This window comes from Pseudomonas sp. PDNC002, from assembly GCF_016919445.1.
Lineage (GTDB): Bacteria > Pseudomonadota > Gammaproteobacteria > Pseudomonadales > Pseudomonadaceae > Pseudomonas.
On sequence record NZ_CP070356.1, the window covers coordinates 4096677 to 4117420 of the forward strand.

Genomic DNA, 20744 nt, shown 5'->3' on the forward strand with positions numbered 1-20744 from the left:
CCTTGTCCGCGAATCCCCGCGGCGCTGGGACGGAGCATCGCGGATAAGATCCGCTCCTACGAAGAGCGTGCAGTGTGGGTTAAAGCGCCGGCAGAATCCGCCCACGGCATTCGCCGAAGCCGATGGAAGCGTGGCCATCACGGCGGCAGCGGGCGCGCAGGATGATCTCGTCGCCATCTTCGAGGAAGCGGCGCTCCTCGCCGTTGGCCAGCACCACCGGCTGTTTGCCGCCGCCGGTAAGCTCCAGCAGGCTGCCGAAGCTGTCCGGGGTCTCGCCGGAGAGGGTGCCGGAGCCGAACAGATCGCCCGGTTGCAGGCGGCAGCCGTTGACGCTGTGGTGCGCGACCATCTGTGCGACGGTCCAGTACATGTTCAGCGTGCTGCTCAGGGCAATGCGCTCGGGCGCCTGGTGCTCGCGACGCATGCGCGCGGTGTGCAGCAGGACTTCCAGTTCGATGTCCAGCGCGCCGCGCTGCTGGTCGCCTTCGTCGTACAGGTACGGCAGCGGCTGTGGGTCGCCTTCCGGGCGGGCCGGCTGGGCGACACGGAAGGGCTCCAGCGCCTCGGCGGTGACCACCCAGGGTGATACGGTGGTGGCGAAGCTCTTCGACAGGAATGGCCCCAGCGGCTGGTATTCCCAGGCCTGCACGTCGCGGGCGGACCAATCGTTGAGCAGGCAGAAGCCGGCGATATGGCCGGAGGCGGCGTTGATCGGAATGGCCTTGCCCTGGTCGTTGCCCTGGCCGATCCAGATGCCCAGCTCCAGCTCCAGGTCCATGCGCGCGCAGGGACCGAACACCGGCACATCCACGCCGGCGGGCAGGGTCTGGCCGTTGGGGCGGCGCACTTCGGTGCCGGAGGGCACCACGGTGGAGGCGCGGCCGTGGTAGCCGATGGGCACGTACTTGTAGTTAGGCAGCAGCGGGTTGTCCGGGCGGAACAGCTTGCCGACGTTCTTCGCGTGGTGGATGCCGACGTAGAAGTCGGTGTAGTCGCCGACTTTCGCCGGCAGGTGCATGCGGCACGCGGCCTGTGGCTTGAGCAGCGCAGCGCCCAGGTGCTCCATGCGTTTCTGTTCGCCGCTGCTTTCGCTGAGCAGGTGGATCAGCGCCTCGCGCAGGGTGCGGCGGGCGGTACCGCCGAGGGCGAAGAAGGCGTTCAGGCTGTCACCGCTGGCCACCAGCGCGGCCTGGTGCGCGGCGCCGTGGAAGAGGCCGGTTTCGCAGGCGGTCTTCAGGTCGAAGATGTAGTCGCCAATGGCCACGCCGCCACGGGGCGAGTCACCCGGCGGGCTGAACACGCCCAGCGGCAGGTTCTGCAGGGGGAAGTCCGGGTGGCCGTTGGCCGATTCGATCCAGCTTTGCGCGCTGTGGGAGACGCTCATGTTACTGCTCCTGGGAAGGGTCGAAGGTCTTCTGCATACCGCTCCAGCAGCTGTCGTAGTCACGCTGCAGCTGCGGGCAGTCGAGGGCGAAGCGGCTGGGGCGCAGCACGCGGCCGGTCTCGAACATGAAGGCCATGGTCTGGTCGATCTTGTGGGGTTTGAGGTCGGCGGCGATGGCCTGCCGGGTGGTGGCGTTGTCCGGGCCGTGGGCGCTCATGCAGTTGTGCAGCGAGGCGCCGCCGGGGACGAAGCCGTCGGCCTTGGCGTCGTACACGCCCTGGATCAGGCCCATGAATTCGTTCATCAGGTTGCGGTGGAACCACGGCGGACGGAAGGTGCTCTCGGCCACCATCCAGCGCGGTGGGAAGATCACGAAGTCCATGTTGGCCATGCCGTGCGTATCGCTGGGCGAGGTCAGTACGGTGAAGATGGACGGGTCCGGGTGGTCGTAGCTCACCGTGCCGATGGTGTTGAAGCGGCGCAGGTCGTACTTGTAGGGCACGTTGTTGCCGTGCCAGGCGACTACGTCGAGCGGTGAGTGGTCGAGCTGGGCAGCCCAGAGTTCGCCGAGGAACTTCTGCACCAATTGCACCGGGCCTTCCACGTCTTCGTAATGCGCTACCGGGGCGAGGAAGTCGCGGGCGTTGGCCAGGCCATTGCTGCCAATGGGCCCCAGGTCGGGCAGGCGCAGGGCGGCGCCGTGGTTCTCGGCGATATAGCCGGCGGCCTCAGTGTCGAGCAGTTCGACGCGCAAGCGCATGCCGCGCGGGATCACGGCGATTTCCAGCGGCTCGACTTCGAGCACGCCCAGCTCGGTGACCAGGCGCAGGCGGCCGGCCTGGGGCACGATCAGCAGCTCGCCATCGGCGTTGAAGAACACCCGGCGCATCGAAATGTTGGCACGGTAGGCGTACAGGCTAACGCCGCTGCAGGCTTCCGCTTCGGCGTTGGCGGCCATGCATAGCAGGCCGTCGATGAAGTCGGTAGGCTCCTGCGGGATTTCAAAGCTGTTCCAGCGCAGGCGATTGGGTGTGACCGGGCCAAGCGCCGTGCCGGTGATCTGCCGCTCGAGGCACTCGAAGCGTGGGTGCGCGGCGGACGGGCGGATGCGATACAGCCAGGAGCGCCGGGCTTCGTTGCGCGGGACGGTGAAGGCGGTGCCGGAGAACTGCTCGGCGTAGAGGCCGAATGGCACCTGCTGCGGCGAGTTCCTGCCCACGGGCAGGGCGCCCGGCAGGGCCTCGCTGGCGAATTCGTTGCCGAACCCGGATTGGTAGGCAGGGGAGGCGGTCATGGTGGTTTCACTCTTTTTATCGTAATTGAATTACGATAAACGTAATTTCATGCCGTCGGGCCGTCAAGCCCGCGAGGGAGTTCCTTTAAGTTGAAGACCATGAACGAAGCCGAAGAGTCCGCCCCGACGAAGGGCAAGAAGGTGCAGTCCGCCGAGATCGGCACCGAGATTCTCAAGGCCCTGGCGGACCTCGCGCCCAGCACATCGCTCAAGGCCCTGGGTGAGTACCTGGATATGCCGGCGGCTAAGGTTCATCGCTACCTGCAGGCGCTGATCGCCAGCGGCTTCGCCGAGCAGGACCCGGTGACCAACCATTACGGCCTGGGGCGCGAGGCGCTCTATGTCGGCCTCGCGGCGATCCGTCGGCTGGACGTGGTGAAGGTGGCCAGCCCGGTGCTGGCCGACCTGCGCGATGCGCTGGGGCAGACCTGCTTCCTCGCCATCTGGGGTAGCCACGGGCCGACGGTGGTGCAGGTGGAGCCGGCGCAGGGGATGGTCACGCTGGTGACGCAGATTGGTTCGGTGCTGCCGCTGCATGGGTCGTCCACCGGGCTGGTGTTTGCGGCGTTCAAGGCGGGATTGGAGGAGGGTGCGGATACGAACGCGCTGGATGGCATCCGTGCCGAGGGGCTTTGTGCGGTCCACGGACTGTTGATGCCGGGGGTGAACGCGCTGTCGGTGCCGTTGTTCAAGACTGGCCGGGAACTGGCGGGGGTGATGACGGTGGTTGGGTCGCAGGCGAGCTTTGCTGCCGAAGCTCACGGCGAGGCGGCGCGGACCTTGCTGGAAACGGCGCGGGAGCTCAGCCAGCGGATGGGGGGAGAGGTCTGAGATTCCACAGCCAGGGATTTCCCTCACCCTAACCCTCTCCCAAAGGGAGAGGGGACCGTTCGGAGTGAGGGGAAATACCGAGTCAGCCGGCGGTTTCGAAGTGCTCCCTCTCCCTTTGGGAGAGGGCTGGGGTGAGGGGCTCTTGAGCCAGTGGCGCGATCACTCCCGCTCCATCCCCGCCCAATCCGTCCCCTTCACCAGCACATCGCTCAGCGCCTGCGCCGCGCTGGAGAGCTTGTGCTCCGCCAGACAGAACAACCCGACGCGCCGCTCGATGCAGGGTTCTTCGAGCGCCACGCAGCGCGCGCCCAACTCCTCCATCTGCTGCCGGCACAGACGCGGCACCGCACTGACGCCCAGCCCTTCGGCGACCATGCGGCCCACCGTCACCAACTGATGGCTTTCGAACGCCACCGGCAGCCGCCCATGGCGCGATGCCAACTGGTCTTCCAGCAGCAAACGCACGGCGGACGGGCGTTGCAGGGTGATGAAGTGATCTTCCAGAAGCTGGTCCCAGGTGATGGTCGACTCACCCGCCAGCGGCGAATCGGTCGGCAGCACGGCGACGAAACGGTCGGTATAGAAGGGCGTGAAGGTCAGCCCGTCGAGGCTGTCCGGCTCCAGTGCGATGCCCAATTCCACACGGCGGTTGCGGACCATCTCCAGCACCTGCTCGTTGATCACGTCGTGCACCGCCACGTTCACCTTCGGGTGGCGATCGCGGAAGGTGCGCAGCACGGCAGGCAGCAGGTTGCCGGCGAAGGAGGGCATGGCAGCGATGGAAACCTTGCCCAGCTGCAAGGTGAAGTGCTGGTGCATCAGTTCTTCAGCGTTGTCCCAGTCCGCCAGCAGGCGCCGGGCCACCGGAAGCAGCGTTTCGCCCTCCGGCGTCAGCGCCACATTGCGCGTGGTGCGCACCAGCAATTGCCCGCCCAGGGATTCCTCCAGGCTCTTGATCGCCAGGCTCAGCGCCGGTTGCGACAGGTGCAGGCGCTCGCAGGCCTGGGCGAAGCTCAGGCTCTGGGCCACAGCCAGGAAGGCGCGCAGTTGCTTCACGGTCATTAATAAAAATACCAAATCAATCGATTGGAAAAACAAACTTAACAAATCAGTCCTTGCCGGTGAAGCTGCATTCGCTCTCTGACTACTGAGTCGGACATTCCAAATACAAGAGGCAGCAGCAACATGGCAGGACTCGACAAGCGTGTAGGCAGTTACGAGGAAGCCCTCGCCGGGCTCACCGATGACATGACGGTGCTGGCGGGCGGATTCGGCATCTGCGGCATCCCGGAAAACCTCATCGCGCAGATTCGCAAGCTGTGCGTGAAGGGCCTGACCGTGGTTTCCAACAACTGCGGCATCGATGGCTTCGGTCTCGGCGTGCTGCTGGAGGACCGGCAGATCCGCAAGATGATCGCCTCCTACGTTGGCGAGAACGCGCTGTTCGAGCAGCAGCTGCTGTCCGGTGAGCTGGAGGTCGAACTGACCCCGCAAGGCACCCTGGCGGAAAAACTCCGCGCTGGCGGCGCCGGCATCCCGGCCTTCTTCACCGCCACCGGCTACGGCACCCCGGTCGCCGATGGCAAGGAAGTGCGCGAGTTCGACGGCCGCCACTACGTGATGGAGCGCGCCATCACCGGTGACTTCGCCATCGTCAAGGGCTGGAAGGCCGACCACTACGGCAACGTCATCTATCGCCACACCGCGCAGAACTTCAATCCCATCGTCGCCACCGCGGGCCGCATCACCGTCGTCGAAGTGGAAGAGATCGTCGAACCGGGCGAGCTGGACCCCACCCAGATCCACACCCCCGGCATCTACGTCGACCGCATCATTCAGGGCTCCTTCGAGAAGCGCATCGAAAAGCGCACGACTCGCTAAGGATCGGCTGCGCGTCGGCCTGGCGGCGTTGGATTTGAAACGAGGCCTGCTCATTTAGGGCATCTAAACTCCGCGTCCTCGTTTCAAATCCGCCTAGCCAGTCGCTAGCTCGCTCGATCTTCAACCGCATTGAACAAGAGAAGAGATTCAGCCATGGCACTTACCCGCGAACAAATGGCTCAGCGCGTGGCGCGCGAGCTGCAGGATGGCTTCTACGTGAACCTGGGCATCGGCATCCCGACCCTGGTTGCCAACTACGTGCCCGAAGGCATGGAAGTGATGCTGCAATCGGAGAACGGCCTGCTCGGCATGGGCGCGTTTCCCACGGAAGACAGCGTCGACGCCGACATGATCAACGCCGGCAAGCAGACCGTGACCGCCGTGAAGGGCGCGTCGATCTTCGACTCCGCGCAATCCTTCGCGATGATCCGTGGCGGCCACGTCGACCTCACCGTACTCGGTGCCTTCGAGGTGGACGTCCAGGGCAACATCGCCTCCTGGATGATCCCTGGCAAGCTGGTGAAAGGCATGGGCGGCGCCATGGACCTGGTGGCCGGCGCGGATAACATCATCGTCACCATGACCCACGCTTCGAAGGACGGTGAATCCAAGCTGCTGGACAAGTGCTCGCTGCCGCTGACCGGCGCCGGCTGCATCCGCAAGGTGCTTACCGATCTGGCCTACCTGGAGATCGAGGACGGCGCTTTCATTCTGCGCGAGACGGCGCCGGGCGTGAGCGTTGCCGAGATCGCCGAGAAGACCGCCGGCCGCCTGATCGTGCCCGACGATGTGAAGGAAATGACCTTCTAAGCAAATTCGCACATGAGAGCACCCTCTCCCTAACCCTGGCTACGCGCCCCGCTCCGAAGGGAGAGGGGACTGGTCCGGAGCGAGATCGAAACCGGTATCCAACCCGATGACTCGATCAGTAGAAGCACAGACAGCTCCCTCTCCCTTCAGGGAGAGGGCGGGGGGAGAGGGCAGCCCAAGCCTTCCGGAGAAAGATTCATGCAAGACGTAGTGATAGTCGCCGCCACCCGCACCGCCATCGGCGCCTTCCAGGGCAGCCTGGCGAACGTTCCCGCCCATGAACTGGGCAGCCTGGTCATCCGCTCGCTGCTCGAACGCAGCGGCGTGAAGCCGGACCAGATCGACGAAGTCATCCTCGGCCAGGTACTCACCGCCGGCGCCGGGCAGAACCCCGCGCGCCAGGCGTCCATCGGCGCTGGTCTGCCGGTCGAAGTACCGGCGATGACCATCAACAAGCTCTGCGGCTCGGGCCTGAAATCGCTGTTCCTCGGCGTCCAGGCGATCCGCTGCGGCGACGCCGACGTGGTGATCGCCGGCGGCCAGGAAAGCATGAGCCTCGCGCCCTATGTACTGCCCAAGGCTCGTACCGGACTGCGCATGGGCCACGCCGAACTGCAGGACACCTTGCTGCGCGACGGCCTGATCGACGCCTTCAACGACTACCACATGGGCATCACCGCCGAGAACCTGGCGGAGAAGTTCGGCATCAGCCGTGAAGCCCAGGACGCCTTTGCCGCGCAGTCCCAGCTCAAGGCCGCCTCGGCTATCGAAGCGGGGCGCTTCAAGGACGAGATCACCCCGGTGCTGATTCCCCAGCGCAAGGGCGACCCGCTGTCCTTCGACACCGACGAGCAGCCGCGCGCCGGCACCACTGCCGAATCCCTGGCCAAGCTCAAGCCGGCGTTCAAGAAGGACGGCACCGTCACCGCCGGCAACGCCTCCACCCTCAACGATGGCGCTGCCGCCGTGCTGCTGATGAGCGCCGAGCGCGCACGCAGTCTGAACCTGCCGGTTCTGGCGCGCATCCAAGCCTATGCCAGCAGCGGCGTCGACCCGTCGATCATGGGCATCGCCCCGGTGACCGCTACCCGCCGTTGCCTGGAGAAGGCCGGCTGGAGCCTGGACGACGTCGAGCTGATCGAGGCCAACGAAGCGTTCGCCGCGCAGGCCCTGTCGGTGGGCAAGGAACTGGGCTGGAACGCGGAGAAGGTCAACGTCAACGGCGGCGCCGTCGCCCTTGGCCACCCGATCGGCGCTTCGGGCGCCCGCGTGCTGGTGACGCTGCTCCACGAAATGCTCCGCCGCGATGCGAAGAAGGGTCTGGCCACTCTGTGCATCGGTGGCGGCCAGGGTGTCGCCATGGCTCTTGTCAGAGACTGAGGACCACGCGACCAACGACCAATTGGCGAGCGCCGGCCGGCATGTAGCAATGCCGGACCGGCAGGCGGATGGGAGGTGGGCACACCGACAGACGACATCCGCCGCGGTTTCCGACGTCCCCCGGCGTCGACAAACCTTGCGTCACCGTCCGGCCCCACGCAGGCCGGGCGGTTTTTCTGTTTTGCCGATACAGACGAGCTCATCACAAATGAGCCATTACAAGAACAATGAGGTAGACCGTTATGACTTCCCACGTGCAAACACCCGGCACCGCCTTGCAGGACAGCCGATCCGCGCGCTTCGCCATGGCCTGTTCGAACTGGGCCGAGCGCTGGTTCCCCGACTCCTGGGTCTTCGCCGCGCTCGCGGTGTTGATCGTCACCGTCGCCGCCCTGGCCATCGGCGCGCCGGCTACCGAAACCGCCAAGGCCTTTGGTGACGGTTTCTGGAGCCTGATTCCCTTCACCATGCAGATGGCCTTCGTGGTCATCGGCGGTTACGTCGTTGCCAGCTCCGGCCCGGCGTCCAGGCTCATCGACCTGTTCGCCCGCGTACCGAAGAACGGCCGCTCTGCCGTGGCCTGGGTCGCGCTGATCTCCATGGTCGCCTCGCTGCTCAACTGGGGCCTGTCCCTGGTGTTCGGCGGCCTGCTGGTGCGCGCACTGGCTCGCCGCGAAGACCTGAAGATGGACTACCGCGCCGCCGGCGCAGCCGCCTACCTGGGCCTGGGCGCCGTGTGGGCGCTGGGCCTGTCGTCGTCCGCCGCGCAGCTGCAGGCCAACCCCGCCAGCCTGCCGCCGTCGATCCTGGCGATCACCGGCGTCATCCCGTTCACCGAGACCATCTTCCTCTGGCAATCCGGCGTGATGCTGCTGGCCCTGGTGCTGGTGTCGCTGGTGATCGCCTACATGACCGCGCCCGGCGCCGGCAGCGCCCGCGACGCCAAGGCCTGCGGCGTGGACGTCAGCTTCACCCCGCCCAGCGCGCCGAAGGCCACCCGCCCGGGCGAATGGCTGGAGCACAGCCCGCTGCTGATCCTGATGCTGGTGGCCCTGGCCGGTGGCTGGCTGGTCCACGAGTTCAGCACGAAGCCGGCAATCACCGCGATCTCCGGGCTGAACACCTACAACCTGTTGTTCATCATGGCCGGCGCGCTGCTGCACTGGCGCCCGCGCAACTTCCTCGACGCCGTGGCGCGCGCCGTGCCGACCACCACTGGCGTACTGATCCAGTTCCCGCTGTACGGCTCGATCGCCGCGATCATGACCACGGTGAAGGGCGGCGACGGCTCGACCATCGCCCACCACATCTCCACCTTCTTCGTGCAGATCGCTTCCCACGACACCTACGCGCTGCTGATGGGCGTGTACTCGGCGGTGCTGGGCTTCTTCATCCCGTCCGGCGGCGGCAAGTGGATCATCGAGGCGCCGTACGTGATGCAGGTGGCCAATGAGCTGCAATACCACCTGGGCTGGGCGGTGCAGATCTACAACGCCGCCGAGGCGCTGCCGAACCTGATCAACCCGTTCTACATGCTGCCGCTGCTGGGTGTGCTGGGCCTGAAAGCCCGCGACCTGATCGGCTTCAGCTTCGTCCAGTTGCTGGTGCACATCCCGCTGGTACTGTTCCTGCTCTGGGCGCTGGGTACGACCCTGCAATACCTGCCGCCGGTCCAGCCGTAGCCTGACTGGCAGCCACTGACAAAAAAGCCCGGACACCTCGCGGTGGCCGGGCTTTTTTGCATGGCACTTAGCGGTTATTGAACCGCGGCCACCGGTTGCGCGCTCGCTTGGCGGCTGGCGGCGTCCAGCAGGGCCGGATTGGCCCAGTCGACGGCCTTGAAGTCGCGGCGGATCAGGCCGTAGGTCTTCGCCGCCTGGATCGAGGCGTCGAGGCGACCCAGGAAGTCGGCGTCGAGTTTCGGCGATAGAACGTCGGTCAGCGAGCGATTCTGGAACTCGCTCTTGAAGATCACCGCCGGGTAGTTGGCCTGCTTCGACACGAGGTCGATATAGGCATCGCGGTTGGCTTCCGCGCTGGCCCATTGCACGGCCTGCAGCTGCACCTTGAGCAGGCGTTCGGTGATGTCCGGATGGGCATCGACGAATTCGCCATTGCCCACCAGCAAGGCCTGCAGGGTGCCGGCGCCGCCGAGGTCGTGGGTGCTTACCGGGATTTCCGCCAGGCCCTTGTCACGCAGGGCGAACAGGCCGGCCAGGCCCCAGGTGGCGTCGATCTGCTTGGCCGCCAGGGCGGCCAGGGCGGCGCTGAAGTCCAGGTTGATGACTTTCAGGTCCTTCTCGGTGAGGCCCGCGCTGGCCAGGGCGTTATCGAAGGACAGCTGGCTGGCGGTGCCGCGGAAGATGCCGACGCGCTTGCCCTTGAGGTCGGCCAGGGACTTGATGCCCGAGCCCGGCTGCACGCCGAGGTAGTGATTCACGCCGCGCGCGGTGGCGGCCAGTACTCGGCTATCCAGCCCGCTGGACTTGCCGATGATCGCTGCCAGGTCGCCCAGGTAGGCGAAGTCCACCTGGCCATTGGCGAAGGCTTCGTTGACCACCGGGCCCGCGCCCTTGAAGAAGCTCCATTTGATCTCGATGCCGTCCGCCGCGAACTCCTTTTCCAGCAACTGGCGGGTGTAGAGGATGTCCACCACGCCGCCGCCGGAGTGACTCTGGCCGGCGCTGACGTCCGGCACGGCGATGCGGATTTCCTTGACCGGCGCGGCCTGGGTCACCAGCGGGTAGGCACCGAGCAGGCCGGCCAGCACCGGCGCGGCGAAAAGGGACAGCAATTGATGGGTGAGGGCCTTCATGGCGCCTGCCTCCTGCAGTAGAGGGAGCGCAATCGGCTCCGGCGCCCGCACTAAAGGCACGGCGTTTTTCATCAACAAAATAATAAAAATTCATTTTTTAGTAATTATTCGACCTAAGCCAGGAATAGCGGCGCTCGCCGGGCAGATGCCCGCACGGCATAAAAAATATTCGCCGAATGCATTGGATGGGCTCCAGGCCCTTCCCTTAAATGGGCTGTGTTAGCTCATAAATGCATTGATGTGACTATTAATATTCCAATGAAGAATATATTGAAGCCGTACAGCCTTGCTCTTCCAGCGCCCCGACTGCGGCCATCACTGCCCGGTGCGCGCCGGCTGGAGACGCTCTTGCCATGGTTGGTGCCGCTGTTCCTGGCCATTCTCTGGTGGACGGCCAGCCACCGCCACTGGATGTCCGCGCAGATTCTTCCGACTCCCGAACTCGTGTTGCAGGCAGGCAAGGAACTGCTTGCCGGCGAACTCTGGCAACAACTGGGCGTCAGCCTGAAGCGCCTGTTCTGGGGGTTGCTCGCCGGTATCGCCAGCGGCCTGGCGCTAGGCGCCTGGCTGGGCTTCAGCCGGCGCGCCGAGCGCATCGTGCTGCCCACGTTCAGCGCCCTGGCACAGGTTCCCACCCTGGCCTGGATTCCGCTGTTCATGCTGTTCTTCGGCATCGGCGAGTTGCTCAAGCTGGTGGTGCTGATCAAGGCCATCATCGTCCCGGTGACGCTGCATACGCTGGTGGGCGTCCGCGATGCCCAGCCGCGCCTGCGCGAGGCCGCCGCCGTACTGCGCCTGCCGCGTCGGCTGCTGCTGTGGCGGCTGATCCTGCCGGCGGCGTTGCCCGCCTTCCTGACCGGTGTGCGCCTGGCGCTTGCGCAGGGCTGGACCTCCTTGCTGGCCGTGGAGCTGCTGGCCTCAAGCGAAGGCATCGGCTACTTGATGGTGCAGGCGCGCCAGCTGTTCATGCTCGACATCGTGTTCGTCTGCATCCTGGTCATCGGCCTGGTCGGCGCGGCGATGGATCGTGGCATCCAGGCCCTGGACCGGCGCCTGGTGCACTGGCCGCAGCAGGCGGCCGGGGAGCTCCGCCGCAGAGAGCTCCGTCGCAGCGGCGTGGGGCAGGGCTGGGAGCGTCTGCAACCCTGGCTGCTGCCATTGGCTCTGCTGACGATCTGGCAGGCGGCGAGCGCGCTGGAATGGGTCGATCCGGCGATCCTCGCGAGCCCCGCCTCGGTTGCCATCGCGCTTCGGGATGGCCTGCTCGACAACAGCCTGACCGGCGCGCTGCTGGCCAGTTTGCAGCGCACGCTCGCCGGGCTGTTGCTCGGCGGTTCGCTGGGCTTCCTGCTCGGCCTGGGCCTCGGCCTGTGGAACCCGGCGGAACGGCTGCTCGGACCATCCTTCGCGGCGTTGCGGCAAGTGGCGATCTTCGCCTGGGTGCCGCTGCTGACGGCGTGGTTTGGTCTGGGCGAGCTGGCCAAGGTGGTGTTCGTCGGTCTGGCGGCGTTCTTCCCGCTGTTGCTGGCCACCCAGCGCGGCATTGCCAGCCTGCCGGCGCAACTGAGCGAAGCGGCCATCGCGCTGCGCCTGTCGCCGCTGCAAAGGCTGCGCCGGCTGGTGCTGCCGGGGGCCGCGCCCTCGATATTCGCCGGGGTGCGCCTCGCGCTGATCTACGCCTGGCTGGGCACCATCGGCGCCGAATACTTCATGCCGTCGGACGGCGGTATCGGCAGCCTGATGATCGGCGCGCAACAACTTTTCCGCATGGACCTGGTGGGCGCCGGCATGTTGCTGGTGGGCCTCACCGGAGCCCTGCTGGCCGCCCTCGGCCAGCGCATCGAGGCGCGCGTGACGCGCTGGAGACACGCATGAACGCTTTCGCTTCCCCGGCCCTGGTGAGCTTTCGCCAGGTGGCCAAGAGTTTCCCCGTGGACGGCCGCGAGCTGCAGGCCATCGAACGCTTCGACCTGGAGGTCGCCGACGGCGAGTTCATCGCCATCGTCGGCGCCAGCGGCTGTGGCAAGTCCACGCTGCTGCGCCTGCTGGTGGGGCTGGACCGTGAGTTCCAGGGCGAGATCCGCATCGACGGCAAGCCCATCGACGGCATCGGCGGCGAACGCGGCATCGTGTTCCAGGAACACCGCCTGTTCCCCTGGCTGACGGTGGAGCAGAACGTCGCTCTCGGTCTGGTCAATGAACCGCTGAGCGAGACCGGCAAGGCCGCGAAGATCGCCGATTACCTGCAACTGGTGGGCTTGAGCGCCTTCGCTCGCGCCTATCCGCACCAGCTCTCCGGCGGCATGGCGCAGCGCGTGGCCATCGCCCGCGGCCTGGTGGCCAGCCCACGCATCCTGCTGCTGGACGAACCCTTCGGCGCGCTGGATGCGCTGACCCGCCAGCAGTTGCAGGAAGAACTGCTGCGCATCCGCCAGCGCGAGCGCATCACCACGGTGCTGGTGACCCACGACGTGGAAGAGGCGCTGTTCCTCGCCGACCGCGTGGTGGTGATGGCGCCGCGGCCGGGGCGGATCAAGCGCATCGTCGAGGTGCCGCTGGAGCATCCCCGCGAGCGCGGTGGCTTCGATTTCCTGCGCCAGCGCGAGGCGCTGCTGCACGAGCTGACGGGCGAGGGCGACTACGTCGCGCCGCAGCTCAAGCGGGTGGAAGACCTGCCGTTCGAGTTCATTGCCTGCTGAAGACAAGAGCCCCTCACCCTAACCCTCTCCCAGAGGGAGAGGGGACCGTTCGGCGCAGGTTGAAACCACACTTTCAGTCGGCTCGGACTGCTCCCTCTCCCTCCGGGAGAGGGCTGGGGTGAGGGGATACCTGTGCACTGATATTTCCATTTCCTGAGGCTTCCATGAGCAAACGCCCCAACTTCCTCGTCATCGTCGCCGACGACCTCGGCTTCTCCGACCTCGGCGCCTTCGGCGGCGAGATCGCCACGCCGCACCTGGACGCCCTGGCCCTTGACGGCCTGCGCCTGACCGATTTCCACACCGCGCCGACCTGCTCGCCGACGCGCTCCATGCTGCTCACCGGCACCGACCACCACATCGCCGGCATCGGTACCATGGCCGAGGCCCTGACGCCGGAGCTGGAGGGCAAGCCCGGCTACGAGGGCTACCTGAACGACCGCGTGGTGGCGTTGCCCGAACTGCTCCGCGAGGCCGGCTATGAAACCCTGCTGTCAGGCAAGTGGCACCTGGGCCTGAAGCTGGAGCAGGCGCCTCATGCGCGCGGCTTCGAGCGCTCCTTCTCGCTGCTGCCCGGCGCGGCCAACCACTATGGCTTCGAGCCGCCCTACGACGACACCACGCCACGCATCCTCAAGGGCACGCCGGCGCTATATGTCGAGGACGATCAATTCATCGACCAGCTGCCGGCGGACTTCTATTCCTCCGACGCCTTCGGCGACAAGCTGATCCAGTACCTCAAGGAGCGCGACCAGAGCCGGCCGTTCTTCGCCTACCTGCCGTTCTCCGCGCCGCACTGGCCGTTGCAGGCGCCGAAAGAGGTGGTGGACAAATACAAGGGTCGCTACGACGCAGGCCCCGAGGCGCTGCGCCTGGAGCGTCTGGAACGGCTCAAGCAGCTGGGCCTGATCGATGCCGACGTGAAGGCGCACCCCGTGTTGGCGATCAGCAAGGAATGGGCGCGTCTGACTGACGAAGAAAAGGCCAAATCGGCGCGGCCCATGGAGGTCTACGCGGCGATGGTCGAGCGCCTGGACTGGAACGTCGGCCGGGTCGTCGAGTACCTGCGCCAGCAGGGCGAGCTGGATAACACCTTCGTCCTGTTCATGTCCGACAACGGCGCCGAGGGCGCGCTGCTGGAGGCCTTCCCGCGCTTCGGGCCGGACCTGCTGAGCTTCCTCGACCAGCACTACGACAACAGCCTGGAGAACATCGGCCGCGCCAACTCCTATATCTGGTACGGCCCGCGCTGGGCCCAGGCGGCCACTGCGCCGTCGCGCCTGTACAAGGCTTTCACCACTGAAGGCGGCATCCGCGTGCCGGCGCTGGTGCGCTACCCGGCGCTGCAGCGCCAGGGCGAGATCAGCCACGCGTTCTCGACGGTAATGGACATCACCCCGACCATCCTCGACCTGGCCGGCGTGCGCCATCCGGGCAAGCAATGGCGCGGTCGCGAAGTTGCCGAGGTACGCGGCAAGTCGTGGCTGGGCTGGCTGTCCGGCGAGACGGAGCAGGCCCACGACGAGAAGACCGTCACCGGCTGGGAGCTGTTCGGCATGCGTGCCATCCGCCAGGGCGACTGGAAGGCGGTGTACCTGCCGGCGCCGGTCGGCCCGGCCACCTGGCAGCTCTACGACCTGGCCAGCGACCCCGGTGAAACCCAGGACCTGGCCAAGGCCCAGCCGGAACGCCTGAACGCGCTGATCGAACACTACAAGCAGTATGTCAACGAGACCGGCGTGATCGACGCGCCGCCGCCGTTCCTGGCGCGCTGATCCGCTGCCGCAGGACGAGGCCCCGGAGCACATGCCGTCGGGGCCTCGTGCGTTTCCTCTCCATTCATCGCGGGCCGGGTCGATGTGCCTACCGCCGGCGAAAAAGCCTGAACTCTGCAGGTCGTTGCCGCCCCAACAGATAGAGATACACCCGAGACGGTCCGCGCCGGGCAACCTGGCGCGCGGCGGTCCTTATCTGTGATGAGGAGAGCGCACCCATGTCCAAGACCCCTGGCAAGCAGAACGGAACTCCTGGTCAGCCGAGCGAGCTGGCCGGCACCGACACCACCGACCGACGTAATCGCAGCGAGAAGATCGAGCAACTGGAGCGCTACCGTGAGGACGCCACCGGCGAGGCACTGACCACCAACACCAATGTGCGCATCGCCGACAACCAGAACAGCCTGCGCGCGGGCGAGCGCGGCCCTTCGTTGCTGGAAGACTTCATCCTGCGGGAGAAGATCACCCACTTCGACCACGAGCGCATTCCCGAGCGCATCGTTCATGCGCGCGGCGCGGCGGCCCATGGCTACTTCGAGTCCTACGAGGACTGGAGCGCCTTGACCAAGGCGAGCTTCCTCGGCGCCGCGCGCAAGCGCACGCCGGTGTTCGTGCGCTTTTCCACCGTGCAGGGGCCACGCGGCTCGGCGGACACGGTGCGCGACGTGCGTGGCTTCGCGGTGAAGTTCTACACCGACGAAGGCAACTACGATCTGGTCGGCAACAACATGCCGGTGTTCTTCATCCAGGATGCCATCAAGTTCCCTGACTTCGTCCATGCGGTGAAACCCGAGCCGCACAACGAGATTCCCACCGGCGGCTCGGCCCATGACACCTTCTGGGACTTCGTCTCGCTGACCCCGGAGTCCGCGCACATGGTCATGTGGGCGATGTCCGACCGCGCCATCCCGATCTCGTTGCGGCACATCCAGGGCTTCGGCGTGCATACCTTCCGGCTGATCAATGCGGCCGGCGACAGCTCGCTGGTGAAGTTCCACTGGCGGCCGAAATCCGGCGTCTGCTCGCTGGTCTGGGACGAAGCCCAGAAGCTCGCCGGCAAGGATGCGGATTTCCACCGCCGGGCGCTCTGGGATGACATCGAAAGCGGCGACTATCCCGAATGGGAGCTGGGCGTGCAGGTGATCGCCGAGAAGGATCAGGACAGCTTCGACTTCGATCTGCTCGATCCGACCAAGCTGGTGCCCGAGGAACTGGTGCCGGTGAAGCTGCTGGGCCGTATGGTGCTGGACCGCAATCCGGACAACTTCTTCGCCGAGACCGAGCAGGCCGCGTTCCACCCCGGCCATATCGTGCCGGGAATCGATTTCAGCAACGACCCGCTGTTGCAGGGCCGCTTGTTCTCCTACACCGATACTCAGCTGTCGCGCCTGGGTGGGCCGAATTTCAACCAGATCCCGATCAACCAGCCGCTGTGCCCTTTCCACAACAACCAGCGCGATGGCCTGCACCAGCACATGATCAACAAGGGGCGCGCCTCCTACGAGCCGAACTCCATCGACAACGGCTGGCCGAAGGAAACCCCGCCGGCGGCGCGCCAGGGTGGCTTCGCCAGCTACCACGAGCCGATGACGGGCACCAAGATACGCGTGCGGGCGGACTCCTTCGCCGACCACTTCACCCAGGCGGCGCTGTTCTACCACAGCCTCAGCGAGGCGGAACAAGGCCATGTGGCCGCGGCCTATGCGTTCGAATTGTCGAAGGTCGAGCGGATGCCGATCCGCGAACGCGAGGTCAACGAGATCCTGGCCAACATCTGCCCGCAGCTCGCCGAGCGGGTGGCCAGCAAGATTGGCGTGAAGGTCACCAACAGGAAGGCCAAGGTGCCGCAGCCGACGCCGTCGCCGGCGTTGAGCCAGGCGAACCTGCTGTCCGGCGACATCCGCTCGCGCAAGGTGGCGATCCTGATTGCCGACGGGGTGAATGAGGGGGACGTCAACGACCTTCGCAATGCCCTGAAGAAGGCGGGCGCCAGTGCCAAGCTGATCGGCCCCAGTGCCTCGCCGGTGAAGGCCGAGGGCGGAGCCGCCCTGGTTCCCGATGCCAGCTGGGACGGCCTGCCGTCGGTGGCCTTCGATGCGGTGTTCGTGCCCGGTGGCGCCAAGGCCGCGCAAACCATCGGTAGCGATGGCCGCGCGTTGCATTACCTGCTGGAGGCCTACAAACACCTGAAACCGCTGGCGTTCGCCGGCAATGCCAAGGCGCTGCCCGGTCAGCTGGGTTTGCAGGTGGATGAGGGCGTGATCGAGGGCGGTTCGGCCAATGATGTGTTCGGTGGGTTGCAGAAGGCGCTGCAGCAACATCGCATCTGGGCGCGCGAGGCGCATGCAGGGAAGATTCCGGCGTGATCGTGCGTTGAGCAGCGAAGAGCGGAGCCCCTCACCCTAACCCTCTCCCGCAAGCGGGAGAGGGGACCGTTCCGAGTTTGCCGAACGTCCTGCGCTCGCCGGCTGACTCCAAACCCTCCAAGCGCACCGAACGGCTCCCTCTCCTGGGGGAGAGGGCTGGGGTGAGGGGAAGGCCTGGTGCCGATACATCCTGCGTCCGGCGGACTGTGGGCCGCATAACCTGGAGCAGGCCCGCTGCGCAGTTCCGCCCCAACGCCTCAGCCGAGCGTCTTCACCGTCACCGCCGCTCCCGCAAGTAGGAGAGGGGACCGTGCCGAGTTCGCTGAACCTCCAGTGCTCGCCGGCTGACAGCAAACCCTCCACGCGCACCGAACGGCTCCCTCTCCTGGGGGAGAGGGCTGGGGTGAGGGGAAGGCCTGACGCCGATACATCCTGCGGCCGGCGAACTGTGGAGTGCATAACCTGAAACAGACCCGCTGCAGGCCCGCCGCGCAGTTCCGCCCCAGCGCCTCAGCCGAGCCTCTTCACCGTCACCGTCACCGTCACCGTCACCGCCGCACCCGCACGCAGGAGAGGGAACCGTGCCGAGTTCGCTGAACCTCCTGTGCTCGCCGGCTGACAGCAAACCCTCCACGCGCACCGAACGGCTCCCTCTTCTGAGGGAGAGGGCTGGGGTGAGGGGAAGACCTGTCGCCGATACATCCTGCGTCCGGCGGACTGTGAGGTGCATAACGTGGAGCAGGCCAGCCGCAGGCCCGCTGCGCAGTTCCGCGTCAGCGCCTCAGCCGAGCCACTTCACCGTCACCGCCGCACCCGCACGCGGAAGAGAGAACCGTGCCGAGTTCGCCGAACGTCCTGCGCTCGCCTGCTGACACCAAACCCTCCCCGCGCACCGAACGGCCCCCTCTCCTGAGGGAGAGGGCTGGGGTGAGGGGGAAGACCTGGCGCCGATACGTCTTGCGTCCGGCGGACTGTTGGCCGCATAACCTGGAGGAGGCCAGCCGCAGGCCCGCTGCGCAGTTCCGCCCCAGCGCCTCAGCCGAGCCTCTTCACCGTCAGCGTCACCGCCGCAATCCGCTCCGCCTGCTGGTACGCCGAACTCTCCAGCTCCTCGCCGAACACGTCCGGGTCCATTTCTTCATACCGCCAGCTCACCGCCCGGCCTGCCAGCAGCGCAGCCACGCGGCGGCGTAGCGGCGCTTCGCCGTCGATCACCGCGGCGCCGGTGTAGAGCAGCAGGTGACCGCCCACGTTCAGGCGTGCCAGGGCCGTTTCGACGATGCGCAACGACAGGCCGTCGCCGAACTCGCCACCGCCGTGGCGATAGGTTCGCTCATCGGGATCGAGCAGATAGGGCGGATTGGCGACGATCAGGTCGAACTGGCCGCTAACGCCGTCGAGCAGGTTGCTCTGGCGGATCTGCAAGTCCTCCACGCCAGCCAGTCGTGCATTGGCGCGGGTGAAGTCCAGGGCGCGCGGATTGATGTCCACGGCGATGACTTCCGCCTGCGGATAGGCTTGGGCGATGAGGATGGCGCCGGGTCCGGCGCCGCAGCCGATATCCACCGCGCGGCGCACCGGACCGCTTTCCTCAATCTGGAAATGCTGGTGCAGCGCATGGGCAAAGCGGTACGTGTCGGGGCCGAAGAACACCGAGTCGGTTTCCACGGTGGGATAGGCGGAGTGAGCGAATAGCTCGCCGTCCAGACTCGACCAGCGCACCGCGCTGCGCCACTGGCTGTCCTGGCGTTGCAGCAGGCCGCCGGCTTCCAGCAGGGCGAGCATGCGCTCGCTGATCACGGTGTCTGGAAAGTTGCGGCTCCAGCCGAACACGCCCTGCAGGTCGCCGGCGACGTGGTTGCCCGGACGCGCATTGACCCGCGCGTGGGTCGCCGGGGTGACGGTGGTGAAGCGATAGTCCTGCGCCCGCAGTTCCTGGCCCAGGGAGACCAGGGCCTGCAAGCGCGTGTCGAAAAAGGTGGTCATGGTTCGATTCCCAGTTTGTCGGTGTAGATGCGGGTCGCCAGCAGCCCGGCGGGCGTCCAGTGGCTGTGGGGCGCCATCAGGGCGACCAGGCGGTGCAGGCGGCTGCGTGGCGCAAGGGTGGACAGCTCGTTGAGCAGGGCGCGTTCCTCGGCGGCGAACTCCGAGCGCGCCGGCGCAGCATCGGCGGCGCCCTTGTCGTTGCCGCGCCAGGGGTTGCGCGCGGCAGGTTCGCTCCAGTCGCCGGCGATCCAGTCATGCAGCAACTGCCGCTCGTAGGGGGTGAACACACCGAACATCGCCGCCTTGTCGCCTGCCACCAGGTTCCACAGGCGGCTGTGAACGGGAGCCTGATGGCGCTTGATCCAGCCCTGGCGTTCCAGTGCGGCGAGGAACTCGCCCATCCGCCCCGGTACGGCAAGCCACTGGTTGACGGTCTGCCCGCCGATACGGGCGCGGTCGTCATGCATCTGCTGGGCGAAGGGGCGCTTGCGTTCGAGCATGGCGATAACCTCGCCGTGCAGGTCGAAGCCGTCGAGAATCTGCCGGTTGGAGAGCCCCGCGTCGTTCAGCCGATAGCCCCGGTGGGCGCGGTGCAGGAAGTGCTCCACGTCGGCTACCTGGGGCAGGAAGGCGGTCAGCGCTTGCAGAGCCTTGCGTCCATGGCCGCTGGCGGCGTTGTCGATGGTCACGTGCAGGCGGAAATACTCGGGGTCGATGCCCAGCTCGCGCAGCTCGTAGCTGGTGATCATCAGGTGCAGCGGCGGTACTTCGTAGCCAAGGTTGTAGCCGAGCACTTCGGGTAGGTAATCGTCCGCCAGATAGCCCAGCGCCAACTGCAGGGCGCCTTGCAGATAATGCGCATCGCTCAGTTCGAGCGGCGCATCGCAGCCCAGGCTGTCGAGCAAACGCTGGTAGATCAGCACGTGGTTGCGCGCGGGAATGCCATGGCCCAGTTCTTCCAGGCAGGTGTGCACCAGCGGCAGCAGGCGCGGGTCGCTCCAGTGATGCAGGATGCCGTGGAGCCAGGCGCCGTCGACCCGCTTGGTGGGCGCCACCGCCTGGAGAAAATGAAGGGCGTGGGCACGACTATGGAAGTGCCGGCGCGGCGCACCTTCGCGACGTTCGCGCAGGTAGTCGGCGTAGGCCGAAGCGCTTCGTTCGGCACGGTTGGCGAGCCAGTCCGGCCAGCGCTGGGGATCGGCGGGCAGGTCGTCCTCGCCGTTATCCCGGGCCTGCAGGTGGCCTTCGAGAAACTCGGCCGCTGCCTCCAGATGACGTTCCGGTGAACGCAGCAGGGCGTTATAGAGATCGCGGGTGGCGCAGTGCTCGCGGTACGAGGTCGCTGCATTGCGGGATGCTGGCAGTGTCATGCGGTGATCCTCGTGTTGGCCGATGGCTCGTGGGAAAACGATCTCACGGACCCTCTCGGGGGAATCGCTCTCGGGAAAAGAGATCGCTCTCGGGAAAAGAGTCGCGCTCTTTCTCTTGCGAGTGAGCCTCCAGGCAAAGGTTTCAACCAAGTG

The 20744-nt window shown here is 66.3% G+C and carries 15 protein-coding genes; 9 read left to right on the forward strand and 6 right to left on the reverse strand.

The features are described 5' to 3' along the window. Positions 1–79 precede the first annotated feature (79 nt). The gene (gene fahA, locus JVX91_RS18795) at positions 80–1384 is read right to left on the reverse strand and encodes a fumarylacetoacetase (protein WP_205335683.1); all 1305 of its coding nucleotides are present in this window, start codon (positions 1382–1384) and stop codon (positions 80–82) included. 1 nt (position 1385) lies between these two features. Then, entirely contained in the window at positions 1386–2678 is a 1293-nt protein-coding gene (gene hmgA, locus JVX91_RS18800) for a homogentisate 1,2-dioxygenase (protein ID WP_205335684.1), read from the reverse strand. A gap of 99 nt (positions 2679–2777) precedes the next feature. Between hmgA and JVX91_RS18805 the strand changes: the two genes are divergently transcribed. Next, complete coding sequence (locus JVX91_RS18805; RefSeq protein WP_205340044.1) at positions 2778–3509, forward strand: IclR family transcriptional regulator; 732 nt, start codon at positions 2778–2780, stop codon at positions 3507–3509. A gap of 159 nt (positions 3510–3668) precedes the next feature. Here JVX91_RS18805 and JVX91_RS18810 read toward each other — a convergent pair whose 3' ends face one another. After that, the gene (locus JVX91_RS18810) at positions 3669–4571 is read right to left on the reverse strand and encodes a LysR family transcriptional regulator (RefSeq protein ID WP_205335685.1); all 903 of its coding nucleotides are present in this window, start codon (positions 4569–4571) and stop codon (positions 3669–3671) included. Between the two features lie 123 nt (positions 4572–4694). Between JVX91_RS18810 and JVX91_RS18815 the strand changes: the two genes are divergently transcribed. The 4 genes from JVX91_RS18815 to JVX91_RS18830 all read left to right on the forward strand — a co-directional run bounded on the left by JVX91_RS18815 (position 4695) and on the right by JVX91_RS18830 (position 9262). Then, complete coding sequence (locus JVX91_RS18815) at positions 4695–5390, forward strand: CoA transferase subunit A (RefSeq protein WP_205335686.1); 696 nt, start codon at positions 4695–4697, stop codon at positions 5388–5390. A 153-nt stretch (positions 5391–5543) separates the two neighbouring features. Beyond that, positions 5544–6200, forward strand: a complete 657-nt coding sequence (locus JVX91_RS18820) for a CoA transferase subunit B (protein ID WP_205335687.1) — start codon at positions 5544–5546, stop codon at positions 6198–6200. Between the two features lie 198 nt (positions 6201–6398). Next, positions 6399–7580 carry an acetyl-CoA C-acetyltransferase gene (locus tag JVX91_RS18825; RefSeq protein WP_205335688.1) on the forward strand — a complete coding sequence of 394 codons (1182 nt, stop codon included), beginning with the start codon at positions 6399–6401 and terminating at the stop codon, positions 7578–7580. A gap of 242 nt (positions 7581–7822) precedes the next feature. Further along, positions 7823–9262, forward strand: coding sequence for a TIGR00366 family protein (locus JVX91_RS18830; RefSeq protein WP_205335689.1), 1440 nt, complete (start codon positions 7823–7825; stop codon positions 9260–9262). A 74-nt stretch (positions 9263–9336) separates the two neighbouring features. Here JVX91_RS18830 and JVX91_RS18835 read toward each other — a convergent pair whose 3' ends face one another. Then, positions 9337–10395: an ABC transporter substrate-binding protein gene (locus tag JVX91_RS18835; protein WP_205335690.1), complete on the reverse strand. Its 1059-nt coding sequence runs from the start codon at positions 10393–10395 to the stop codon at positions 9337–9339. Positions 10396–10653: 258 nt separating this feature from the next. Here JVX91_RS18835 and JVX91_RS18840 point away from each other — a divergent pair, with 258 nt between their 5' ends. The 4 genes from JVX91_RS18840 to katE all read left to right on the forward strand — a co-directional run bounded on the left by JVX91_RS18840 (position 10654) and on the right by katE (position 17235). Next, positions 10654–12270, forward strand: a complete 1617-nt coding sequence (locus tag JVX91_RS18840) for an ABC transporter permease (protein WP_205335691.1) — start codon at positions 10654–10656, stop codon at positions 12268–12270. Then, positions 12267–13094 (forward strand): ABC transporter ATP-binding protein, encoded by an 828-nt coding sequence (locus JVX91_RS18845; protein WP_205335692.1) that lies wholly within the window; start codon positions 12267–12269, stop codon positions 13092–13094. Before JVX91_RS18840 ends, JVX91_RS18845 begins: the two co-directional genes overlap by 4 nt. A gap of 164 nt (positions 13095–13258) precedes the next feature. Then, positions 13259–14869, forward strand: coding sequence for an arylsulfatase (locus JVX91_RS18850; protein ID WP_205335693.1), 1611 nt, complete (start codon positions 13259–13261; stop codon positions 14867–14869). 218 nt (positions 14870–15087) lie between these two features. Further along, the gene (katE, locus tag JVX91_RS18855; protein ID WP_205335694.1) at positions 15088–17235 is read left to right on the forward strand and encodes a catalase HPII; all 2148 of its coding nucleotides are present in this window, start codon (positions 15088–15090) and stop codon (positions 17233–17235) included. A 1035-nt stretch (positions 17236–18270) separates the two neighbouring features. Here the strand turns inward: katE and JVX91_RS18860 are convergent. Both JVX91_RS18860 and JVX91_RS18865 read right to left on the reverse strand, forming a co-directional pair. Further along, on the reverse strand, positions 18271–19221 hold the full coding sequence (locus JVX91_RS18860; RefSeq protein ID WP_205335695.1) for a class I SAM-dependent methyltransferase: 951 nt from the start codon (positions 19219–19221) through the stop codon (positions 18271–18273). Further along, entirely contained in the window at positions 19218–20591 is a 1374-nt protein-coding gene (locus JVX91_RS18865) for an iron-containing redox enzyme family protein (RefSeq protein ID WP_205335696.1), read from the reverse strand. The genes JVX91_RS18860 and JVX91_RS18865 overlap by 4 nt, the downstream gene beginning before the upstream one ends. Positions 20592–20744 lie beyond the last annotated feature (153 nt).